Source organism: Streptomyces sp. NPDC052910, assembly GCF_055585605.1.
In genome coordinates this window covers 72,060-92,110 of record NZ_JBVJJR010000011.1, presented here as the reverse complement: position 1 = coordinate 92,110, position 20,051 = coordinate 72,060, and the positions used below count along the sequence as shown (strand labels likewise).

The following is a 20,051-nucleotide window of genomic DNA, read 5'->3' as shown; positions in this document are numbered from 1 at the left end:
GAGCACGGCGGAACCCCCGGCGGAACCCGCGACGGAAGGGCTGCTCGGCGTCCTCGCCGAGGTGTGGCAGCAGGTGCTGCGCGTCCGGCCCGCCCCCACGACCACTTCTTCCACCTCGGCGGCGACTCCCTGCTCGCCTCCGAGACCGTCACCCGCACCCTCGCCGTCCTCGGCCTGGACGCCGCCCACGGCTCCGGCCTCGTCAGGGCGCTGCCGGCCGCCCCCACCCTGGAGGGCTACGCGGCGGCCGTGGGCGCGGCGCGCCACGGCGCCGCCGGAACGGCGGGCCCGGCCGTCGACTTCGCCAAGGAGGCCGAGCTCGGCTTCGACCTCCCGCCCGCCACCGGCCCCGCCCCGCACCCCGAGGACCCACGGCACGTCCTGCTCACCGGCGCCTCCGGCTTCGTCGGCGCCTTCCTCCTCGACCGGCTGCTGCGCTCGACGCGCGCCCGCGTCCACTGCCCGGTACGGGCGTCGAGCCGGGCCCACGCCGAACGCCGGGTGCGGACCGCGCTGTCCCGCTACGGTCTGCACCCGGACGAGGCCGCGTGGCGGCGGGTCGAGTGCTTCCCCGGCGACCTCACCGAACCCGCCCTGGGCCTGCCCGCCGACCACGCGGCCGACCTCTCCCGCACCCTGGACCTCGTCGTCCACAACGGCGCCCATGTCAACTTCCTCTATCCCTACGAGGAGTTGCGCGCGGCCAACGTCGAGGGCACCCGCGAGGTCGTGCGCCTCGCCGCACCCCGACGGGTCCCGGTGCACTTCCTCTCCACCGTGGCGGTCGTCGCCGGCTTCGGCGCGGCCGGGATCCGCGAAGTGGACGAGGACCTGCCGCTCGACCACGCCGACGCCCTCACCATGGGCTACGCGGAGAGCAAGTGGGTCGCCGAGGGCGTCCTGCGGGAGGCGGCCGAACAGGGCCTGCCGGTGGCCGTCCACCGGCCGTACGAGGTCACAGGCGACACGGCGCACGGCGTCTGCAACACCGAGACGGCCATCTGCTCGCTGCTGAAGACGATCGCCGACACCGGACTGGCCCCCGACATCGACCTGCCCATGGACTTCGTCCCGGTCGACCACCTCGCCGCGGCCGTCGTGCACATCGCCACCCGCCGGCCGGCCGACGGCCGCGTCCACCACCTCACCAACCCGCACCCGGCCACGCTCTCGGACGTCCTGGAGCGGATGCGCGCCGCCGGATACACCCTGCGGACGCTGCCCTACGACGCGTGGGTCGCCGCCCTGGTGCGCCACGTCGCCGCCCACCCCACGGCCGCCACGGCCCCCTTCGTCTCGCTGTGCGTCGACCGGGGCCGCACCGTGGACATGTCCGTCAAGGAGATGTACCTCGCGGACACCTTCCCCGTCCTGGGCCGGCGCAACGCCGAGGCGGCGCTGGGCGGCAGCGGGCTTGTCTGCCCACCGGTCGACACCGCCCTGCTCGACCGCTACCTGGAGTACTTCTTCACCTCCGGCTATCTCACCCGTCCCGCCACCGGCCCTTCGGAGGGGACCGCATGAGCGACACCGAAGCCGTCGACACCGTCGACGCAGTCGTCGGAGTCCCCGCCCCCGAACCCGGCAGCGCCGGAGCGCCGTGCGCCTACGCCCGGCTGCGCGCCGAACGGCCCGTCGTCAAGGCGCTGCTCCCCAACGGTGAGACGGGCTGGCTGCTCAGCCGCTACGAGGACGTGCGCGCGGCCTTCGCCGATCCCCGGCTGGTCCGCCCGCTGCTGTCGGCCTGGCCGCCCCGCGAGGGCGCCGCCGCGCCGCCGCCCTGTCTGCCCACCTTCCTGGAGATGACGGGCGAGCACCACGAGCGCGTCCGCCGCGCCGTCCTCCCGCTGTTCGGCCGCAGGCGACTGGAGTTCATGGCCCCCCGCATCCGGGCCATGGCCGGCGAGCTCCTCGACGCCATGGTGGCCGGAGCGCCGGACGGCACGGCGGACCTCGTCCCCGCCTACGTCGAACCCCTGCCCCTGCGGGTGCTGTGCGAGACCGTCGGCCTGCCGTACGAGGACCGCGATGTCTACCTGCCCCACACCCTCGCCCTGCTCGGCGCCTCCGGGCTGACGATGGACGAGGTGCTGGCCGCGCTCCACGCCCTCCAGGACTACGCGTCCGACCTCATCGCCCGCAAGGAGCGGGAGGACGAAGGGGGAGAGGCGGAGGGCGGGGGAGGGGACTACCTCCGCCTGCTGCTGGCGGCGAGCCGCCGGCCGGACGGCGGCCTTACGCGCGACGACGTCGTCAGCTTCGTCGTCACCATGCTCATGGCCGGCTACAAGACCAACATCCAGCACACCGGCAACGCCCTGCTCGTGCTGCTCAGCCACCCGGACCAGTTGCGCCGGCTGCGGGAGGAGCCCGCGCTCATCGGCACCGCCGTGGAGGAACTGCTGCGCTACGTGCCGCTGATGAACGCCATCAACATCCTCGTCGCCCAAGAGGACCTCACCCTGCACGGGCAGCACATCCGGGCCGGCGACGCGGTCGTGCCCGTCCCGGCGTCGGCCAACCGCGACCCGGCGGCGTTCACCGACCCCGACCGGCTCGACCTGACGCGGTCGCCCAACGCTCACGTGGCGTTCGGCCACGGCCCGCACGCCTGCACCGGCGGCCACCTTACCCGGCTGCAACTCGCCACCGCCATCGAAGTGCTGCTGGACCGGCTGCCCGGCGTCGAACTGGCCGAACCGGCCGCCGGACTGCCCTGGGACGAGTCCACCCCGCTGCGCGCACCGGCCCGGCTGCCGGTGCGCTGGTGACGCCGCCCCCGCCCGACCGCCCCGAGCCGAGGAGAGAGGCCCGCACCACCGTGACCACACCGCACACACCCCTGACCGACGACGGCCCGCGCGAAGAGCCGCTGCCCCGCTACCCGTTCAGCACCAAGGGCGACCGGCTCGCCCCCGAACTCACCGCACTGCGCGAAAGCTGCCCGGTGGCCAGGGTCGGCACCAACTCCGGCGGCGAGGCCTGGCTGGTCACCGGCTACGAACTCACCCGGCACGTACTGCGGGACCGGAGCTTCGCCCGCTCCGTACTGGGCGAGGCCGACAGCCCGACCCAGGACGCCCCGATCCTGGCCCCCGAACTGCTGGACGCCATGAACCACCTCCAGCGGGCCGGGCTGCGCGACGAGGTGCTCCGGTCCCTCGGCCGCAACCAGCCCGACCTGCCCGCCGCCTGGGTCGCCGAGGTCACCCGCGAGGGCCTGGACGCCATGGTCCGCCAGGGCGCGCCGGGCGACCTCCAGCACCACTTCGCCGAACGGGTCGCCGCCCGGTGCATGCTGCGCCTGCTCGGACTGCCCTTCGAGGACCGCGCCCGACTGGCCCCCCGCGCCGACATCGACCTCACCATGGCGACGTACTCGGACGAGGAGCTCGCCCGCAACTGGGAGGAGATCCGCCACCACATGCACGCGCACATGGCCGCCCGCCGCCCGGGTGAGCCGCGCGGCCTGGCCGACCGCCTCGCCGACCTCAACGCCCGCCACCGGGGCCTGACGGACCGGCAGTTGTCCAACATCGTCGCCGTCCTCTTCGTCAGCGGCTACGAGGACTTCGCGAGCTTCCTGGGCGTGGCCGCGTTCAACCTCCTCCGGCGGCCGGACGTCATCAGGACGCTGAGGGAGCGGCCGGAGACGACACCGCAGTGCGTGGAGGAACTGCTGCGCTGCAGCGTCGTCCTCGGCAACGCCATCCCGCGCTACGTCACCCGGGACACCGACCTCGGCCCGGCGTCCCTCAAGGAGGGAGACCTGGTCCTGCTGTCCCTGGACGCGGTCAACTTCGACCCGGCCGCGTTCACCGACCCCGAGACGTTCGACCCGGCCCGTTCGCCCAACCCCCATCTGCGGTTCGGCTACGGCCGCCACCACTGCCCCGGCGCCCACCTGGTGCGCCGCCAGTCGGAGACGGCGTTCCGCGTCCTCTTCGACCGGCTGCCGGACATCCGGCTGGCCGTCCCGGCGGCCGAGGTGCCCTGGCACCCCGACCGTATGGCGATCATGGCGGCGGAGATCCCCGTCACCTGGTAGGAAGCGAGACCCCGCAGGCGCCGCCCGTGATCCGGCACGGGCGGCGTCGCGGTCAGCCCAGATCGAACATGTTGGGCCGGCCCGCCGCGTACCGGGCCCGGTCCCGGCGGTGGAACGGCTCCAGCTCCGGCGGGCGGTAGAGCGGCCAGACCCGGCAGGGCGCCGCCGGGGAACCGTCCGCCTCCAGCAGAGCGTTGACCGCGTGGCGCGCCGACTCGTTGGCGCCCTCCATCGTGGCGAGGTCGACGTCCGTGGCGACGTAGTCGCCGGCCAGGAAGAGGTTCGGCACCGCCGTCCGGGCCGGCGGCCGGTCGAACCAGGTGCCGACCGGGTGGATGAACAACTGCTCGCGGTTGACCGGCGAGGGCCCGCCCAGACCGGTGACCGCGGGGTCGATGAACCACCTGTGGACGTCCCGGTCGTCCAGGACCCGCCGGCCGGTGTCGTTCAGCCCCGCCTTCAACTGCTCCCACACCTCGCGCGCGACCTCCTCGCGCGTACAGCGGATCGCCGGCTTCCCGTACAGGATCCCCGGCTTCCGCCACTCCGAGACGCACACCGACAGACAGTCGGCCACCCGGCCGTCGCCGTAGTCGGCCCGGAAGTCCCGGCCCGGCCAGAACTGGGCCTGGCTGATGGTCGTGAGCGCCCAGGGCGAGTCGACGTGGTCGGTGTGCCCGCGCAGGATGGGGGTGGGGGTCCGCAGGAAGTACTGCACCCCCACCATCCAGTCCGTGCGGAGCCGGTCGCAGCGCGCGAGCCGCGGGTCCGCCGCGCGCAGCTCCGGACCCCAGGTGGCGCGGGCGTGCTCGACGGGCAGGGCGCTCAGGTAGTGGTCGGCGGTGACGCGGCGGTCGGGTCCGCCGCGCGGGGAACCCAGCCGGACGCCGCCGACCCGCCCGTCCCGGTACAGCACCTCCCGCACCTCACCGCCCAGGACGAAACGGACGCCCAGGGAGCGCAGGTGGCGCACCCACGGGATGATCCACGCCTCGTCGGTCGGCGCGTTGAGGACGCGGTCGGGCTCCCCGTCGTTGCCCCGGGACACGACGTTGTACAGGAACGCCTGGATGATGCGGGCCACCGTACGCGTGCTGGCCTGCTCGGCCTTGATGGCGACGAGGTTGCGGGTCATGCCGGTGCCGAGGAGGTGCCGGTAGTCCCGCGACATCCGGTCGGCCCGGATGAAGTCCCACCACGGCACCCGCTCCCACTGCCCGAGGCAACGCTGCTCACAACTGGTGAGGTGGACCAGCAGCCGGTTCGCGAAGTAGGCGACCTCGGTGGGCGGCAGGTGCAGGACGGTGTCCAGCGACGCGGTCAGGTCGCTCAGCAGGGCGTCCGGCCGCAGCGCCCCCGGGTCGGGCGGGGCGAGCAGCGTACGGAAGGGCACCCTGAGGTCGGGCCGGCCTCCGGTGCGGACCAGCAGGCCGTCGGTCGCGTTCACCAGGTTGTCGTGCACCGTCCCGGCGCCGTCCGGGAGCGGGATGCGCCGCATGGTGTCGGGAAGGTTGCGGTAGAAGCCGGGGAAGAAGCGGAAGCCGTGCTCCCCCGGCAGGGGGCGGCGGCCGCCGACGCCCGTCCCCGGTACGTACTTGCTGCGGGCCTTGCCGCCCAGCGCGGTCTCGCGCTCGTAGACGGTGACCCGGTAGCCGCGCTCGGCGAGCTCCTGCGCCGCGCTGAGCCCGGCGACGCCGCCCCCGAGGACGGCCACCTCCCGCCCCGGGGCCGCCCGCCCGCCGGCGCCGGCCCGGCCGGCCGCCAGCAGGACGGCCCCGCCTCCGGCCGCGGCCCCCAGGAACGCCCGCCGCGTCCGCCGGCCCGTCGGATGCCCCATGTTCCCCACCGGATTCCCCATGCCCGGACAACGACCGGGGCGGAGGCCGGGACATGGCCCGCCGAGGGTGAACGGGCGCCGCCCGGGGCGACGGGCCGTACGGGGGCCTGTCCCGGGCCGGTGCCGTCACCCGCCCGTGGCCCGGGTCCTGAGCCACGCCCTGATGGCCTCCGCCGTCGTGCCCGCGTGCTCTTCCCCCACGCTCCAGTGGTCGCCGGGGACGTCCACGGCGGTGTGCGCCACGGGCCAGGACGCCCGGGGCGCCCCCGGCTGTTCCCCGCCCACGCCGGGGACCGCCGGGGGCGGCTCGGTGGCGCGGAGCAACAGGGTGGGGACGTCCGTCGGCTCCGGCCGCCAACCGCGGGCGAGCCGGGTGTAGGCGCCCAGGGCCGCCACGGACACGTCGTCCACGAGACGGTCGAACCGCTCGCCCAGCCGCAGCGCGAACCGGGCCGGCAGGGCGAGCAGCCACGGCTCGCCCTCCAGGTCCGGGGTGACGTGGTAGGTGTCGACGAGGACGAGACCGGCCGGCGGTGTGCCGGCCGCCGCGAGCCGCGCCGCCACCGAGTGCGCGGCACAGCCGCCCATCGAGGAGCCGAGGAGGACGCAGGGCCGGCCGCCGAGGTGCTCGCGCACGGTGGCGGTGTGCAGGTCCACGAGGGTCTCCCAGTCCCGGGGGACCGCGTCCCCCTCGTCGACGCCGGGGTGCCGCAGTTCGAGGACGTCCCGTTCGCCGTCGAACGCGGCGGCCAGGGCGGCGTGCCACGGCCGGCCGAGCGTGGGGGTGAACCCGGGGAAGCACACCAGCGCGGGTCCCGCGGCGCCGGCGGCCGGGCGGAGGGGCGCCAGCGCGTGCCGGGCGCTGTCGGCGGGCCCGAAGCCGGGCAACGCGAGCGAGGCGGTCACCAGCAGGTGCATCGCCGACACCACGTCACCCGTCTCGCACACGCGCCGGTACAGGGAGGCCAGGGTCTGCGCCGGCCGCGCCGGTTGCCGGGCCGGGTCCGGCGTGGGCGTCTCGGGGCGAGCGGCCCCGCCCGTCTCCTGGTCGAGGTGGGCGGCCAGCTCGGCGGCGCTGGGCCGGTCGAACACGATGGTCGCGGGCAGCCGTACGCCGGTGAGGGCGCCAAGGCGGTTGCGCAGCAGCACCCCCGTCAGGGAGTCGAAGCCCAGCTCGGTGAAGGGGCGGTCGGGCGGCACGGCGGACGCGTCGGCGTGCCCCAGCACGGCGGCGGCCTCCGTCCGGACGAGGCCGAGCAGGGCCGGGGCCCGCTCGGCCGCCGGCAGCGCGGCGAACCGCGCCCGCCAGGCTCCGTCCGCGCCCTCACCGGCGGCGTCCCCGCCGGCCGCCGGACGGGCCGTGGGCAGCAGCCCGCGCAGGAGCGGCGGCACCGGCCGGGCGGAGCCGCCCGGGCGCGGGGAGCGGTCCAACAGCAGCGGGGCCAGCACCGGTTCGCGGCTGCCCAGCGCGGCGTCGAACATCGCCAGACCCTCCGCGGGGGAGACGGCGCGCAGCACCTCGTCCACGACCCGGTCGGGGGCGGCGGTACGGGCCGCCATCCCCGACCCACCCGACCACGGCCCCCAGGCGAGAGAGAGGGCGGGCAGCCCGCGCGCGGCGCGGTACCGGGCGAGCGCGTCCAGGAACGTGTTCGCCGCGGCGTAGTTGGCCTGGCCGGCGGTCCCCAGCAGCCCGGCCGCCGAGGAGAAGAGGACGAAGTGCGACAGGGGCAGGTCCGCCGTGAGCTCGTGGAGGTGCCAGGCGGCGTCCGCCTTCGGCCGCAGCACGGCGGCCAGCCGCTCCGGCGTCAAGGCCTCCAGCACCCCGTCGTCCAGGACCCCGGCGGCGTGCACCACGGCGGTCAGCTCGTGCGCGTACTCCCCGACGACCGCCGCCAGCCGGGTGCGGTCGGCGGCGTCGCAGGCGACGAGGTCCACGCGGGCGCCGGCCGCCCGGAGCTCGTCCCGCAGTCGCCGCCCGGCCGGCGAGCCGGGACCCCGGCGGCCGACGAGGACGAGCCGGCGGACACCGTGCCGGGCGACCAGATGCCGGGCCAGCAGACCGCCGAGCGCGCCCGCGCCACCCGTCACCAGGACCGTGCCGGCCGGCGGAACGCCTTCGCGCGGACTGTCGGCGGCGGCCAGCCGGGGCACGCGTACGGTGCCTTCCGCGAGCGACAGTTCGGGTTCGCCCGTGGCGACGGCGGCGGGCAGCAGCCGCAGCGACTCGGGCCGGCCGTCCGTGTCCACGAGCGTGAGCCGCCCGGGGTGCTCCGCCCGCGCCGACCGCACCAGCCCCCACAGCGCGGCGGCCGGCAGGTCGGGCACGGCGGAGGTCGCGCCGCGGGTCACCACGACGAGACGCTGCCCGGGGGCGGCCAGCCGGGCCCGCAGCACGGCCAGCGCCCGCGTGGTCAGTTCCCGGGCGTCCGAGGCCGGGCCGGCGGGGGAGGCGGGGGCCGGGGAGGTCAGGGAGATCACCACGGCGTTGGGGACACCGCCTGGCGCGGTGGGCGGAGCGGGTGGCGCGGGGAACAGCGAGCGCAGGCCGAGGTCGTCGGGTTCGGCCACGGACAGCGGCGGACCGCCGCCGTCGGCCGGCACGCCGGTCCACCGGAGGGCGTAGAGCTCCCGTGCCGCTTCCGCCGCCTCGCCGCCGGCCGCCGGCACCGGCCGCGTGACCAGCGACTCCACCCGGGCCACCGGCCCGCCCCGCGGATCGGCGAGATCCACGGCGACCGTGTCCGGGCCGGTGGCCCGAATCCGGACCCGCAGCGCCGTGGCACCGGCCGCGTACAGGCGCACACCGCTCCACGCGAAGGGCATCCGCGCGGGGCCGGCGTCCGGCGCGGCCAGCGGCGCGGCGTGCAACGCGGCGTCCAGCAGGGCGGGGTGGAGAGCGTACCGGCCGGCGTCGCCGCCCGCCGAGGCGGGCAGCCGCACCTCGGCGAACACCTCTCCGTCCGGCCCCCGCCAGGCGGCTGTCACGCCCCGGAACGCGGGACCGTACCCGTGTCCGGCGGCAGTCAGCCGGTCGTAGGCGCCGGTGAGGTCCACCGGCACGGCACCCGGCGGCGGCCACACGGCCAGACCGCCGGAGTCCCGGCCGGCCGGCCCGGAGGCCGGGCCCAGTCGTCCGGTCCCGTGGTGCGTCCAGGCGCCGAACGGGCCCGCCTCGTGCGGGCGGGAACGGATGTCCACGGCGCGGCACCCCGAGCCGTCCGGCGCGTCGACCGCCACCTGCACCTGGACCGCCGCACCCGACTCGGGCAGCGGCAGCGGCGCCGACAGCGTGAACTCCTCGACCACGCCCAGCCCGCAGGCGTCGCCCGCGTGCACCAGCATCTCGGCGAACGCGGCGGCGGGCACGAGGACACGCCCGGCGACGACGTGGTCGCGCAGCCACGGCAGGGCCGCGGCCGAGAGGTCCCCGGTGCACAGCAGGCGGTCCGTGCCGGGCACGGTCGTCGCCGTGGTCAGCAGGGGGTGCCCGGCGCCGGCCGGGGCGGCCGGGCCGGCGTCCGCCAGCCAGTAGCGCCGCCGCTGGAAGGGGTAGGTCGGCAGGTCGGTCCGGCGGGCGCCGCTGCCCGCGAACACCCGGTGCCAGTCCACCCGCACGCCGTGCGTGTGCAGGCGGCCGAGCGCGGCCAGGAGCGTTTCCGCCTCCGGCGCGCCGGCCCGCGCGGTGGCCACGCACACCGGCCCCCCGCCCTCCCCGGCGGCGCCGGCCAGGGCGGCGGACGTGAGCTGCGCGTCCGGACCGGCCTCCACGCAGGCGGTCACCCGCTCGTCGCGCACCAGGGACAGAACGGCGTCCCCGAACCGCACGGTGTCGCGGGCGTGCCGCACCCAGTACGCCGCCGAGCACAGCTCGCCGCCGGCCGCCCGGCGGCCCGTCACCGTCGACACCACCGGGATCCGCGGCCGGCCGTAGGACAGGCCCGCCGCGACGCGCCCGAACTCGGCGAGCACCGGTTCCACCAGCGGCGAGTGGAAGGCGTGCCCGGCCCGCAGCCGGGTGGCGCGGCGGCCCCGGGCGGCGAACCGGGCGGCGACGGCGCGTACGGCGTCCTCCTCGCCGGAGACGACGACCGACCGCGGACCGTTCACCGCCCCGACCGCCACCCGCCGCGCCGCGTCCGGCAGTCGTGCCAGCTCCTCCCCGGCCTCCTCCTCCGTGGCCTCCAGGGCCACCATGGCACCCCGGCCGGGCAGCCGCCGCATCAGCCGCCCACGCGCCGCGACCAGCTCCACCGCCTCCGGCTCCGACAGGACGCCCGCCACGTGCGCCGCCGCCAACTCGCCCACGGAATGCCCGGCCACGGCGTCCGGGCGCAGCCCCCAGGACTCCAGCAGCCGGAACAGCGCCACCCCGTGGACGAACAGCCCCGCCTGCGCGTAATCCGTCCGGTCCAGCAGGGCGGCGTCGTCGGAGGACGCGTCCGCCCACAGCACGGTCCGCAGGGGCCGCTCCAGAGCACCCGTGGCGTCGAAACGCGTGCACAGGGCGTCGAAGACGGCCGCGAAGCGCGGGAAGGTGGCGTGCAACTCGCGGCCCGTGCCGGGACGTTGGGCCCCCTGCCCGGAGAACAGCACCGCCGCCCGCCCGGCCGGCGCGCCCGTCACCGGTCCGATGACGCCGGGGTGGCGGCGGTCCGCCGCCAACGCGTCCAGGGCTTCCGGCAGCGCCGCACGGTCCCCGGCGGCCACCGCCGCCCGGTGGGGGAGCGCCGCCCGGGTCGTGGCCAGGGAGAACGCGACGTCCAGCGGGGTGAGCCCGGGGTGCTCCCGCAGCAGCGACGCCACCCGGCCGGCCTGGGCCCGCAGGGCTCGCGGATCGGCGCCCGACAGCAGCAGTGGTGGTGCCGCCGTCCAAGGGACGGCTTCCGTGCCGGTCCTGTCCCCCGGCTCCGGGGCGGGGCCGGCGCCTTCGTCACGGGCCGCTTCGCGCGCGTCGTCGACGGCCTCCTCCAGGACGACGTGCGCGTTGGTGCCGCCGATGCCGAACGCGGACACCCCGGCCCGCCGCGGGACGCCGGGCCGGGCGGGACGCCACTCCCGGGGCTCCGTCAGCACGCGTACGTTGCCCGCCGCCCAGTCCACGTGCGGTGACGGCTCCGCACAGTGCAGCACGCGCGGCAGCCACCCGTGGCGCATGGCGAGGACCGTCTTGATGACACCGGCGACACCGGCCGCCGCCTGGGTGTGCCCGATGTTGGACTTGAGGGCCCCGAGCCACAGCGGCCGGCCGCCGCGCCGCTCCCCGCCGGTGTCCCCGCCCCGCTCGTAGGCGGCGACGAGCGCCCCGGCCTCCACCGGGTCGCCGAGTGCGGTGCCGGTGCCGTGCGTCTCCACCATGTCGATGTCGGCGGGGGACAGCCCGGCGTCGGCCAGGGCCCGCCGGATCACCTCCCGCTGGGCCGGACCGCTCGGCGCGGTCAGGCCGTTGGACGCGCCGTCGGAACCGACGGCCGACCCCCGGAGCACGGCCAGCACCGGATGGCCGTTCCGCCGGGCGTCGGACAGCCGCTCCAGCAGGACCACACCCGCGCCCTCGCCCCAGCCCGTGCCGTCCGCCGCGGCCGAGAACGGTTTGCACCGGCCGTCCGGCGCCAGGCCGCGCAGCCTGCTGAACGCGACGAACGGCGCCGGACTGGCCATCACCGTCACCCCTCCGGCCACGGCCAGCGCACACGTACCCGACCGCAGCGCCCGGACCGCCGCGTCCATCGCCACCAGCGACGACGAACAGGCGGTGTCCACGGTCACGGCGGGCCCGCGCAGGTCGAGGGCGTAGGCGACGCGGCCCGAGGCCACGCTGCCCGCCGAGCCCAGCGCGAGGTGCGCCTCCAGCTCGTGCGGACCGTGGTGCAGGAAGCGCGCGGCGTAGTCGCCGTGCATCACGCCGACGAAGACACCGGTGTCGCTGCCGCGCAGACTCGCCGGATCCAGGCCGGCCCGCTCCAGGGCCTCCCACGTGATCTCCAGCAGGATCCGTTGCTGCGGGTCGGTGGCGAGGGCCTCGCGCGGCGACATGCCGAAGAAGGCCGCGTCGAAGTCGGCAGCGTCGCGCAGGAAGCCGCCGCGGCGGGTGACGGAGGTGCCGAGCCGGTCGGGGTCGGGGGCGGAACCGGGGCCGGTGTGACGATGGGGGTCGTTGCCGGGCCCGGTGCGGTGGCCGGTGTCGGGGCCGGTTCCGAAGACGCCGGCCAGGTCCCAGCCGCGGTCGTCCGGGACGTCCGAGGTGGCGTCGACCCCGTTCGCCACCAGCTCCCACAGTTCCTCGGGCGAGGTCACGCCGCCCGGATACCGGCAGGCCATCGCGACCACCGCCACCGGTTCCGCCGAGGGCGTCCCCGCCGGGCCGCCGCCCGGCCGGGCGCTCCGGGGATCGGTGCCGGACAGGGCCGTCCGCAGGAACTCCGCGACGGCGGCGGGCGTCGGATGGTCGTACACCAGCGTGGCGGGCAGCTCGAGCCCGGTGGCCGCCCCGAGCCGGTCCCGCAGCAGCACCCCGCCGAGCGACGTGACGCCGAACGCGGTGAACGGCAGGCCGGGTTCCACGTCCCCCTCCGGCACACCGCTCGCGTGCGCCGTCGCGGAGCGGACCAGGTCCAGCACCGCGTCGTACCGCCCGGACGGGGGCAGCGCCGCCAGACGCCGGCGCAGGGCGGACGCCGTGGTCCCGCGGTCCGGCCCCCGCCCCGGCAATCGCCGGGCCAGCGCGGCGCGGTCGGTCTTGCCGGAGCGGGTGCGGGGCACCTCGTCGGTCTCGTACACCTCGTCGGGCACCTTGAAGCCCGACAGCCGCTCCCGGCACAGGGCTCGTATCCGGTCGGCGTCGACACCGCCCGGCGGGTCGGTGACCACGAACGCCACCGGCACTTCGCCCAGCACGTCGTGCGGCCTGCCGACCACGGCCGCGTCCACGACCCCCGGGCAGGCGAGCAGCGCGTGCTCCACCTCGACCGGGTTGACGTTCTCACCGCCCCGGACGATCAGCTCCTTGACGCGGCCGGTGACGCGCAGACCGCCGTTCTCGGTGCGGCGGCCGAGGTCCCCCGTGCGGTACCAGCCACCTTCCAACGCACGCGCGGTGTCGGCCGGGCGGCGGTGGTAACGCAGCATCAGGTTCGGGCCGCGGACCAGGATCTCGCCCTCGGCCTCGTCGGCGGCGTCCGCACCGGTGACCGGGTCGGTCAGCCGCACCTCGACACCGGGCACCGGTACACCGAGCGGACCCGGCCCCCCGGAGGCGTCGAGCCGGTCGACGGCGATCTTCCCGCAGGTCTCGGTGCTGCCGTACCCATCGAGCAGGGGAACGCCCAGCAACTCCCGTACTTCAGAGCGCAGTTCCGGCGGGCATGGCGCGCCCGCGGTGACGCAGAGACGCAGTCCGGCCGGGCGCCGGGGCGCCGCGCGGAGCGCGCTCGTCAGCAGGCGGTAGGTGGCGGGCACGCCGGCCAGGACGGTGAACTCCCGCTCGGCGAGGGCCCGCGAGACGCTCGCGCCTCGGTCCAGGAGGTACGCCGTGGCGCCCACGGACACCACGCCCAGCAGGCACAGCGAGTGGGCGTAGGCGTGGGACAGGGGCAACGGCCACAGCAGCCGGTCCCGCTCCTCCAGCCCCCACCACGGGACGTAGGCCGCCGCCACGGTCCACAACGCGGCGCGCTGACAGGAGACCACACCCTTGCCCGGGCCCGTGGTCCCCGAGGTGTGGAGGATCCAGGCGGCCTCGTCCAGGCCGAGGTCGTCCCGCGGCGGACACGCGGGCTCCGTACCGGCGAGCTCGTCGAAGGCGAGTGCCGTGATGCCCTCCGGCCCCTCCCGCCGGCCGTCCTCGCCGCCCCCGGCATCCGGGCCCACGGCGAGGATCCGGGAGCGCAGCCGGGGCCGCGTGGCCGCCAGTCGTGCGATCCGCGGCAGCAGCGGCACCTCCGTGACCACCGCCACGGCCTCGCTGTCGTCGAGGACGTGCGCGAGCTCGGCGTCCGCCGCCCCGATGTCGAGCGGCACGCCGACCGCCCCGGCCCGCAGGACGGCGAAGAACGCCTCGGCCGTCTCGACGCGGTTGCCCGACACGAGCGCCACCCGGTCGCCCCGCCGCACCCCCGACGCGACGAGGTGCCCCGCCAGCCGGCGCGTCCGGACCTCCAGCTCCCGGTAGGTGACACCCCGTCGGGCGTCCCGGAAAGCGGTCTTGCCGCCCACGCGGGCCGCCTGTGTCCGGAGCACGTCCGGCAGCGCACGGATCATGTCGTGGCGGATCTCCGTCATCCCCAGCCCTTCCGCCCCGGTCGGACGAGACAGCTCGGCGAACTCCTCGTCGGGCGCGGGGCGTCGACAACACGGCGTCCCGGCACCGGGAGCGCGCCTACAGGCTACAGACGGCCCCCGGGGAGGGCGGCGGCAAGGGGAGGGCGACCGCGCACGGCGGTCACGGGCCCGCCCGGGCCCGCCCGCCGCCCCGGAACGCGGCCGGCGCCCGACGTCACACGAGGCGGCGCACGGGCCCCGCAGCACCGGCTGAAAAGACCGCCGCTCCCGGGCCGACTGACGGCACGTCAGCTTGGAGGGGAAACCGCCCGGCCCGCCCGGGGACCGTGGGCCCGTCGTTCTCAGGGACGCGACGCCCCGGAAGCGCGGCGCACGCCGACCGCCGCCAGCACGGCGCCGACGGCGCAGAGCCCACCGGCCACCGCCACGGCGGTGTGCACACCGTTCATGAACGCCCGGTGACTGCCCTCGACGACGGCGGCCCTGAGACCGGCGGGCCACTCCGCCGGAGCGGGGGCGACGCCCATGGCCACGGCGTCCTTCGCCGCGCTCAGACCCTCGGCCGCCGGAGCGGGGACCCCCGCGGACGTCAGCTCACCGGTGAGGGTGGAACCGACCCGCCCGCCGATGAGCGAGACGAGCACGGACGTACCGAGGGCACCGCCGATCTGCAGGGCGGTCGCCTGGAGACCACCGGCCACACCGCCGTCCTGGACGGGCGCGTTGCCGACGACGGCCTCGGAGGAGGACGCCATCACCATGCCCACGCCGAGACCGAGCGCGACGAAGGGAGGCCACAGCGCGGAGTAGGCGGACCCCGCGCTCCAGCTCAGCATCGCGAAGCAGCCGCCCCCTTGCAGCACCATGCCCAGCGGCATGGTGAGACGCGGCCCGAAACGTCCCGTGAGCGCGGCGCCCAGCGGCGAGGCCACGACGGAGGCCAGGCTCAGCGGCAGCGTGCGCACACCGGCCTCGACGGGGGTGAAACCGCGGACGTTCTGCAGGTAGATCATGGTGAAGAAGATCACCCCGAGCAGGACGAAGAAGTTGAGCGCGGTGATGACGGTACCGATGGTGAGCGCGGGGTTGCGGAACAGCCGCATCGGCAGCAACGGGGAAGCGGTACGGGTCTCGTGCAGGCCGAAGAGGAGCAGGAGCAGCAGCCCCGCCGCGCCGACACCGAGGGTCCCGCCCGAAGTCCCGCCCCACGTCTCGCCCTTGACCACGGCGAACACCACGGCGAGCAGCCCCAGCGCCAGCAGCACGACGCCAGCCAGGTCGAACTTCTCCCGGGCGGCCGCCGCGTTCCGGCTGCGCGGGAGGACGAGGCAGCCGAAGACGAGCGCGAGGACACCGACGGGCGCGTTGACGTAGAAGACGGACTCCCAGTCGACGTGTTCGACCAGCAGGCCGCCGACGATCGGGCCCAGAGCGGTCGACACCGAGGAGACCATGGCCCAGATGCCGACCGCCATGCCGAACTTCCGCGGCGGGAAGACGGCACGCAGCAGGGCGAGGGTGTTGGGCATCAACAGGGCGCCGAAGAAGCCCTGTACGGCCCGGAAGGCGATGACGCCGGTGATGGAGCCGGCCAGACCGATGGCGACCGAGGCGGCGGTGAACCCGGCCACGCCGACGAGGTAGAAGGTCCGCCGCCCGAAACGGTCGCCGAGCTTCCCGCCGAGGATCAGCGCCGCCGCGAGGGCCAGCAGGTAAGCGTTGGTGACCCACTGCAGGTCGGCCGTGGAGGCGCCCAGGTCCCGGCCGATCTCGGGGTTGGCTATCGAGACGACCGAGCCGTCGAGGCCGACCATGAACAGACCGAAAGCGACGGCGATCAGGGTGAGCCAGGGATTGCCGCGCCGTCCGCGCCCGCCACCCGGTGGTGAAGCGGCAGCGGCGGAGACGGAGAGGGGAGGAGTGGGGGCAGGGGTGGTACCAGAGGGCATGGCGATGCCTGTCCTTCGTGAGGGAGGGGGATGCGGGCATGGGGAAACGCCGGCGTGGCCGCTCCGTCCCGGACCCGGGGGCGTGTCGACGGGAGCCGACGGCCGGCATACGGGACCGGCGTACGCGACCGGCACACACGGTCCACGTGCGTGACGGACGGGTGTCATCGGCGGGGGAAGCCGTCGGCGTGCCGACCGGCGTGGAGCGCCGGGGAAGACCGGCCGCGGCGCGTGTCTGCGCGACCGCGGTTCCCCGGCCGGCCGATGCCCGGCCGATGCGGCTCCCGGCAGGCCCCGGCCCGCGGGACGCCGAACCTGCGGCAGGGCCGGAGGCGCGACGCGCGCGGGTCAGCGAGCGGAGCGGTGAAGGTGGTCGGTGAGTGCGCGGAGCGCGCCCAGCGCGGAGCCGAGGGCGTCCAGCTCGCCATCGGTCAGGGCGCCCAGCGCCTGCGTCACATGGGCACCCATGAGGCGCCCGACCTCGGCGAGACGCCGCCGGGCCGTCGGGGTGAGATGCAGGTGCGCCACCCGCTTGTCGGAGGGATCCTGCCGGCGTTCCAGCAGCCCCTGCTCGGTCAGTTGCCTCACCAGCGCGCTGACGTTGTTGGGCTTCATCAGCAACGCGTCGGCGGCCTCGCGCACGGTGACACCGTCACGCGCCTCGACCTGCCGCAACAACGCGAGCTGCGCCTCGGGCGGCTTGGGGTGCGCGTAATGCAGGCCGACGTGCCGCTCCAGAGCCCGGGACAGCGCGGGCAGGCACGCCACGAGGCCGGCGGCCACGTGGCGGGTGTCCTGGACGGACGCGCTGTTCTCGGGCATACGGCCAATATAAGTATGTCGAGATACCTATGTCAAGATACCTAACGATCCCGCCGCGGGCCTTCGCGGCAGGGTGGCGCCCGCCGGAAGCGAGAGACGCCCGCCGGAGGTGGAGAGGCGCCCGCTGCCGCGGCCACCCGACGACGTGCGCCCCATAGGACCTGGGTATGACATCGCATCTGGCGCCCTGGTCCGACGACGGCGGGTCGTGCCGGGCGGGACAGTGGGGGCATCAACCGCACGAGGGTGAGGAGCCCGTCCATGTCCGCGATCCACCGAACCGTCCGCACCGCCGTCCGTGCGTTTCTGGCCCTGCCGGTGGGGTGGGCGGCGGTGGCGCTGACGCTGGCCGGCCGCTCCGGCCGGGCCGTCCGGTGGCAGGGCCGGATCGCGGGCGGGGAGCGGTGGTCCGGCGGGCGGGTGCTCGGGCGGGCCGTGCTCGGCCTGCCACTGGACCTGGCGGCGTTCGGGCTGATCGGTTTCGCCCTGTTCAACTCCGTCCGGAACTTCGCCTACCCCGTCTGGTATCTGGACACCGACTACCATCACGCGTGGGGCGGCCCGACCATGGCGGGCGTCTGGGCCGTGCACGCGGGCGGATGGCTGTTGTGCCTGGCCCTGCTGCTGCACTGGCCCGTGCGGTGGCTCGCCGAGGGGCAGCGGGCGGTGGCACGCCGGGTCACGGGCGTCCGGGCGCCGGTGGGGCCCGCGGCGGAGGCCCGCGCGTAGCCCGGCCGCGCGGCGGCCCGCCGCCGCGCGACGACGTCGGGGCCCGCCGTCGGGCAGTCGGCCGCCCGGGAGGGGAGCGGCCGACCCGGTGTCCCGCGGTTCCACCGGCCATCCGACAATCGGTGGGTGAACGTACCCATCGCCCGCCACCAGGGTCCGCCGTGGCCCGCCCTGTCCGCACTGGCCGTCTCCGCCGCGGCACTGCTGGTCGAGCAACTACTGGGCGGGACGCTGCTGTGGCTGTGGGGCATGACCCGGCCCCGGCCCGCGGAGGACAGCGGCGCGTTCTTCGTCCTTTTCGGGCTGCCCCTGTTCGGCGCCGTCGCCGCCGCCTTCGCCGTGGTCCTCACGCTCGTCCTCGTCCTGCCCACGGTCGCGCTGGCCTCCCGGGCGGGGGAGCGCTGCCACCGCCCGGACGCCTGGTGGCTCCTGCCGGCGACGGCGGCCGCCACGACGGCCGTCACGGTGGCGGTGGCCGGTACCACGGTGTTCCTGTCGGGCGGCGGGGTCGCCGTCCCCTGGGTGTACGTCGCCTGCTGGCCGGTCCTCTCGGCCCTCGTCCTGCCGGCGGCCCACCTGGTCCGCCTGGACCGGCGCCGCACGGAACGGGGCAGGGCCCCCGGCTCCCTGGCGCGTACCGTCCTCCTCCGCGGCTGCGGCGGGCTCCTGGCCCTCACGGTGGTGCTGCTGATCGCGGGCCTGGCGGTGGAAGCGGCCCTCGGCTGAGCCCCCCGTAAGGAGCGCCGCCCCGCGCCCGTCCGCTGCTCGTCACGGCACCGACCCGGCCGTGCCGCTCGACGCCGGGCGCGGAAGCCCCGGTGCGCAGCGGCGGGGTGGCGGAGCCAGGAGGACGGTCACTCGTCGTCGAGCCGTTGGAGAACGCTCCGGAAGTCGTCGGTGTCGAGCAGATCGGCGAGCACCCGGGTCATGGAGGTGATCCCCGGGTCCCGGACGATCAGGCCATCGGAGCACCAGAAGTAGCTCCCGCCTCCTGCCTCGCCCGTCCGGGCCCACCACTCCATCAGGCGGCCGGCCTCGGCGAGCGTGAACAGGGAAGCGCTCCACCGCGAACCGTCCGCCGTCAGCCGCACCTCCACGTCGATGTTGCAGACCGAGTCGAGGTCCTCGCCCGCGCCGGGCAGGAACGAGGCCTCGAACCGATCGGTGCGGACGCGGTACCAGGGGCTGTCCCACCCCTGTTCGATGATTTCTTCGTCTGTGCCGTGCATCAGCCGGAGTATGCCGATCCGCCTCGGTGTGCTCAACCGATTTCCGGAGGGTGCGGGTCCGCCATGCCGGCGGCCCGGCCTCCACGCGCCCGTCAGGTCATCACGAGGACACGCGTGTTGGGCACCAGCTTCCGGTTCACGCTGGTGCTCTGTACGAAGATCGTGAACTCGTCGTTGTGGTCCGGCCGGACGCGGACCTCCACATCCGGCAGCCCGAGCAGAGCACGCGCCTCGGGACCCGAGTACACCCGGTCCGTCTTCTTCTCCAGCACCGCGATCCGCTTTTGTGCCTGCACCTTTTCCGACTTGCTCAGTTGGTAATACGCGCAACCGGTGCGGAAGGCGTGCCCGCATTCCGTGACCCATTCCCTTATCCCCACCTCGCGGGTCACCGGAATCAACCGGAACTCCGACGGATCCAGCGGCGTGAGACCCGCCGCCTCGACGGTGTCCTTGTTCACCGTCTCCGCGCCCGTGGAGAACACCGCCCGCGAACCCCGGATCCCCTGGGAACGGCCCACCATGAATTTCTCCGTGGCCTCCCGGATGACCTGACCGGCCTCCTCCAGGCCCCGGGTGCTCGTCGCGTCCCAGACGGCGATGTTGTCCTTGGGGAAGCCGCACCGCATCGCCTCGCGCTTGCCCATCTGGTCGGGCACCAGCACGGCCAGCGTCCAGTTGTCCTCCTGCGTCTCGATCAGCTCGGCCACGGCCCGTCCCAGCTCACGCGGGTCCCGCGCCGGCGAGTCCGGACAGTGGTGGCTCGCGTTCTCCTGTCCGTCGGTCAGCACGAACGTCAGGAAACTGTGGTCGCCGTACAACTGCGCCGTCCGCGCCAGTTCCCGCTGCGACTTCAGCGTCGCCGCCAGCAGGGCCGTCATTCCGCCGACTTGGTAAAGCCGCTCCAGCGACGGCATGCGCAGCACGTCCTTGTCGTAGATGACGCATTCGACCCGGTCCGCGAAGACGTAGACCGTCACGCGGGTCTCCTGGTCCAATTCCCGGGACCGCCGCGCCAGATAGGCGATCTGCTGGTCCGCGACCTCGACGACCTTCCGGCTCAGGTGCGACATGGACGAGCTGGCGTCCAGCACAAGAGCGACGTGGTTGATGTAATTCTGGTTTCCGGACACGGCCGTTCCCCCCTCTTTCCGACT

The 20,051-nt window shown here is 75.6% G+C and carries 11 protein-coding genes; 5 read left to right on the top strand and 6 right to left on the bottom strand.

Going from position 1 to position 20,051, the window contains the following annotated elements; genetic code table 11:
- Positions 1 to 63 precede the first annotated feature (63 nt).
- The 3 genes from ACZ6X9_RS29685 to ACZ6X9_RS29675 are packed head-to-tail and all read left to right on the top strand — an operon-like array spanning position 64 to position 4,048.
- The gene (locus ACZ6X9_RS29685) at positions 64 to 1,524 is read left to right on the top strand and encodes a thioester reductase domain-containing protein (protein WP_469781101.1); all 1,461 of its coding nucleotides are present in this window, start codon (positions 64 to 66) and stop codon (positions 1,522 to 1,524) included.
- Positions 1,521 to 2,771 (top strand): cytochrome P450 family protein, encoded by a 1,251-nt coding sequence (locus ACZ6X9_RS29680; protein WP_469781100.1) that lies wholly within the window; start codon positions 1,521 to 1,523, stop codon positions 2,769 to 2,771. Before ACZ6X9_RS29685 ends, ACZ6X9_RS29680 begins: the two co-directional genes overlap by 4 nt.
- 50 nt (positions 2,772 to 2,821) lie before the next feature.
- Positions 2,822 to 4,048 (top strand): cytochrome P450, encoded by a 1,227-nt coding sequence (locus ACZ6X9_RS29675; RefSeq protein ID WP_469781099.1) that lies wholly within the window; start codon positions 2,822 to 2,824, stop codon positions 4,046 to 4,048.
- A gap of 52 nt (positions 4,049 to 4,100) precedes the next feature.
- Here the strand turns inward: ACZ6X9_RS29675 and ACZ6X9_RS29670 are convergent, their stop codons facing one another.
- From ACZ6X9_RS29670 to ACZ6X9_RS29655, 4 genes are all read right to left on the bottom strand, one after another.
- Positions 4,101 to 5,885, bottom strand: coding sequence for a hydroxysqualene dehydroxylase (locus ACZ6X9_RS29670; RefSeq protein ID WP_469781098.1), 1,785 nt, complete (start codon positions 5,883 to 5,885; stop codon positions 4,101 to 4,103).
- Positions 5,886 to 6,011: 126 nt separating this feature from the next.
- Positions 6,012 to 14,165 (bottom strand): SDR family NAD(P)-dependent oxidoreductase, encoded by an 8,154-nt coding sequence (locus ACZ6X9_RS29665; protein ID WP_469781097.1) that lies wholly within the window; start codon positions 14,163 to 14,165, stop codon positions 6,012 to 6,014.
- Between the two features lie 341 nt (positions 14,166 to 14,506).
- Positions 14,507 to 16,114, bottom strand: a complete 1,608-nt coding sequence (locus ACZ6X9_RS29660; protein WP_469781096.1) for an MFS transporter — start codon at positions 16,112 to 16,114, stop codon at positions 14,507 to 14,509.
- 348 nt (positions 16,115 to 16,462) lie between these two features.
- Positions 16,463 to 16,936, bottom strand: a complete 474-nt coding sequence (locus tag ACZ6X9_RS29655) for a MarR family winged helix-turn-helix transcriptional regulator (protein ID WP_469781095.1) — start codon at positions 16,934 to 16,936, stop codon at positions 16,463 to 16,465.
- Between the two features lie 261 nt (positions 16,937 to 17,197).
- Here ACZ6X9_RS29655 and ACZ6X9_RS29650 point away from each other — a divergent pair, with 261 nt between their 5' ends.
- Complete coding sequence (locus tag ACZ6X9_RS29650) at positions 17,198 to 17,665, top strand: hypothetical protein (RefSeq protein WP_469781094.1); 468 nt, start codon at positions 17,198 to 17,200, stop codon at positions 17,663 to 17,665.
- Positions 17,666 to 17,791: 126 nt separating this feature from the next.
- Entirely contained in the window at positions 17,792 to 18,391 is a 600-nt protein-coding gene (locus ACZ6X9_RS29645; RefSeq protein ID WP_469781093.1) for a hypothetical protein, read from the top strand.
- Positions 18,392 to 18,519: 128 nt separating this feature from the next.
- On the opposite strand, the gene ACZ6X9_RS29640 is transcribed toward ACZ6X9_RS29645, so the two are convergent.
- Together ACZ6X9_RS29640 and ACZ6X9_RS29635 are read right to left on the bottom strand one after the other, a co-directional pair.
- A complete protein-coding gene (locus ACZ6X9_RS29640) occupies positions 18,520 to 18,894 on the bottom strand; it encodes a hypothetical protein (RefSeq protein ID WP_469781092.1) in 375 nt (124 codons plus the stop codon).
- 92 nt (positions 18,895 to 18,986) lie between these two features.
- Positions 18,987 to 20,027: a vWA domain-containing protein gene (locus tag ACZ6X9_RS29635; protein WP_469781091.1), complete on the bottom strand. Its 1,041-nt coding sequence runs from the start codon at positions 20,025 to 20,027 to the stop codon at positions 18,987 to 18,989.
- Positions 20,028 to 20,051: the final 24 nt, after the last annotated feature.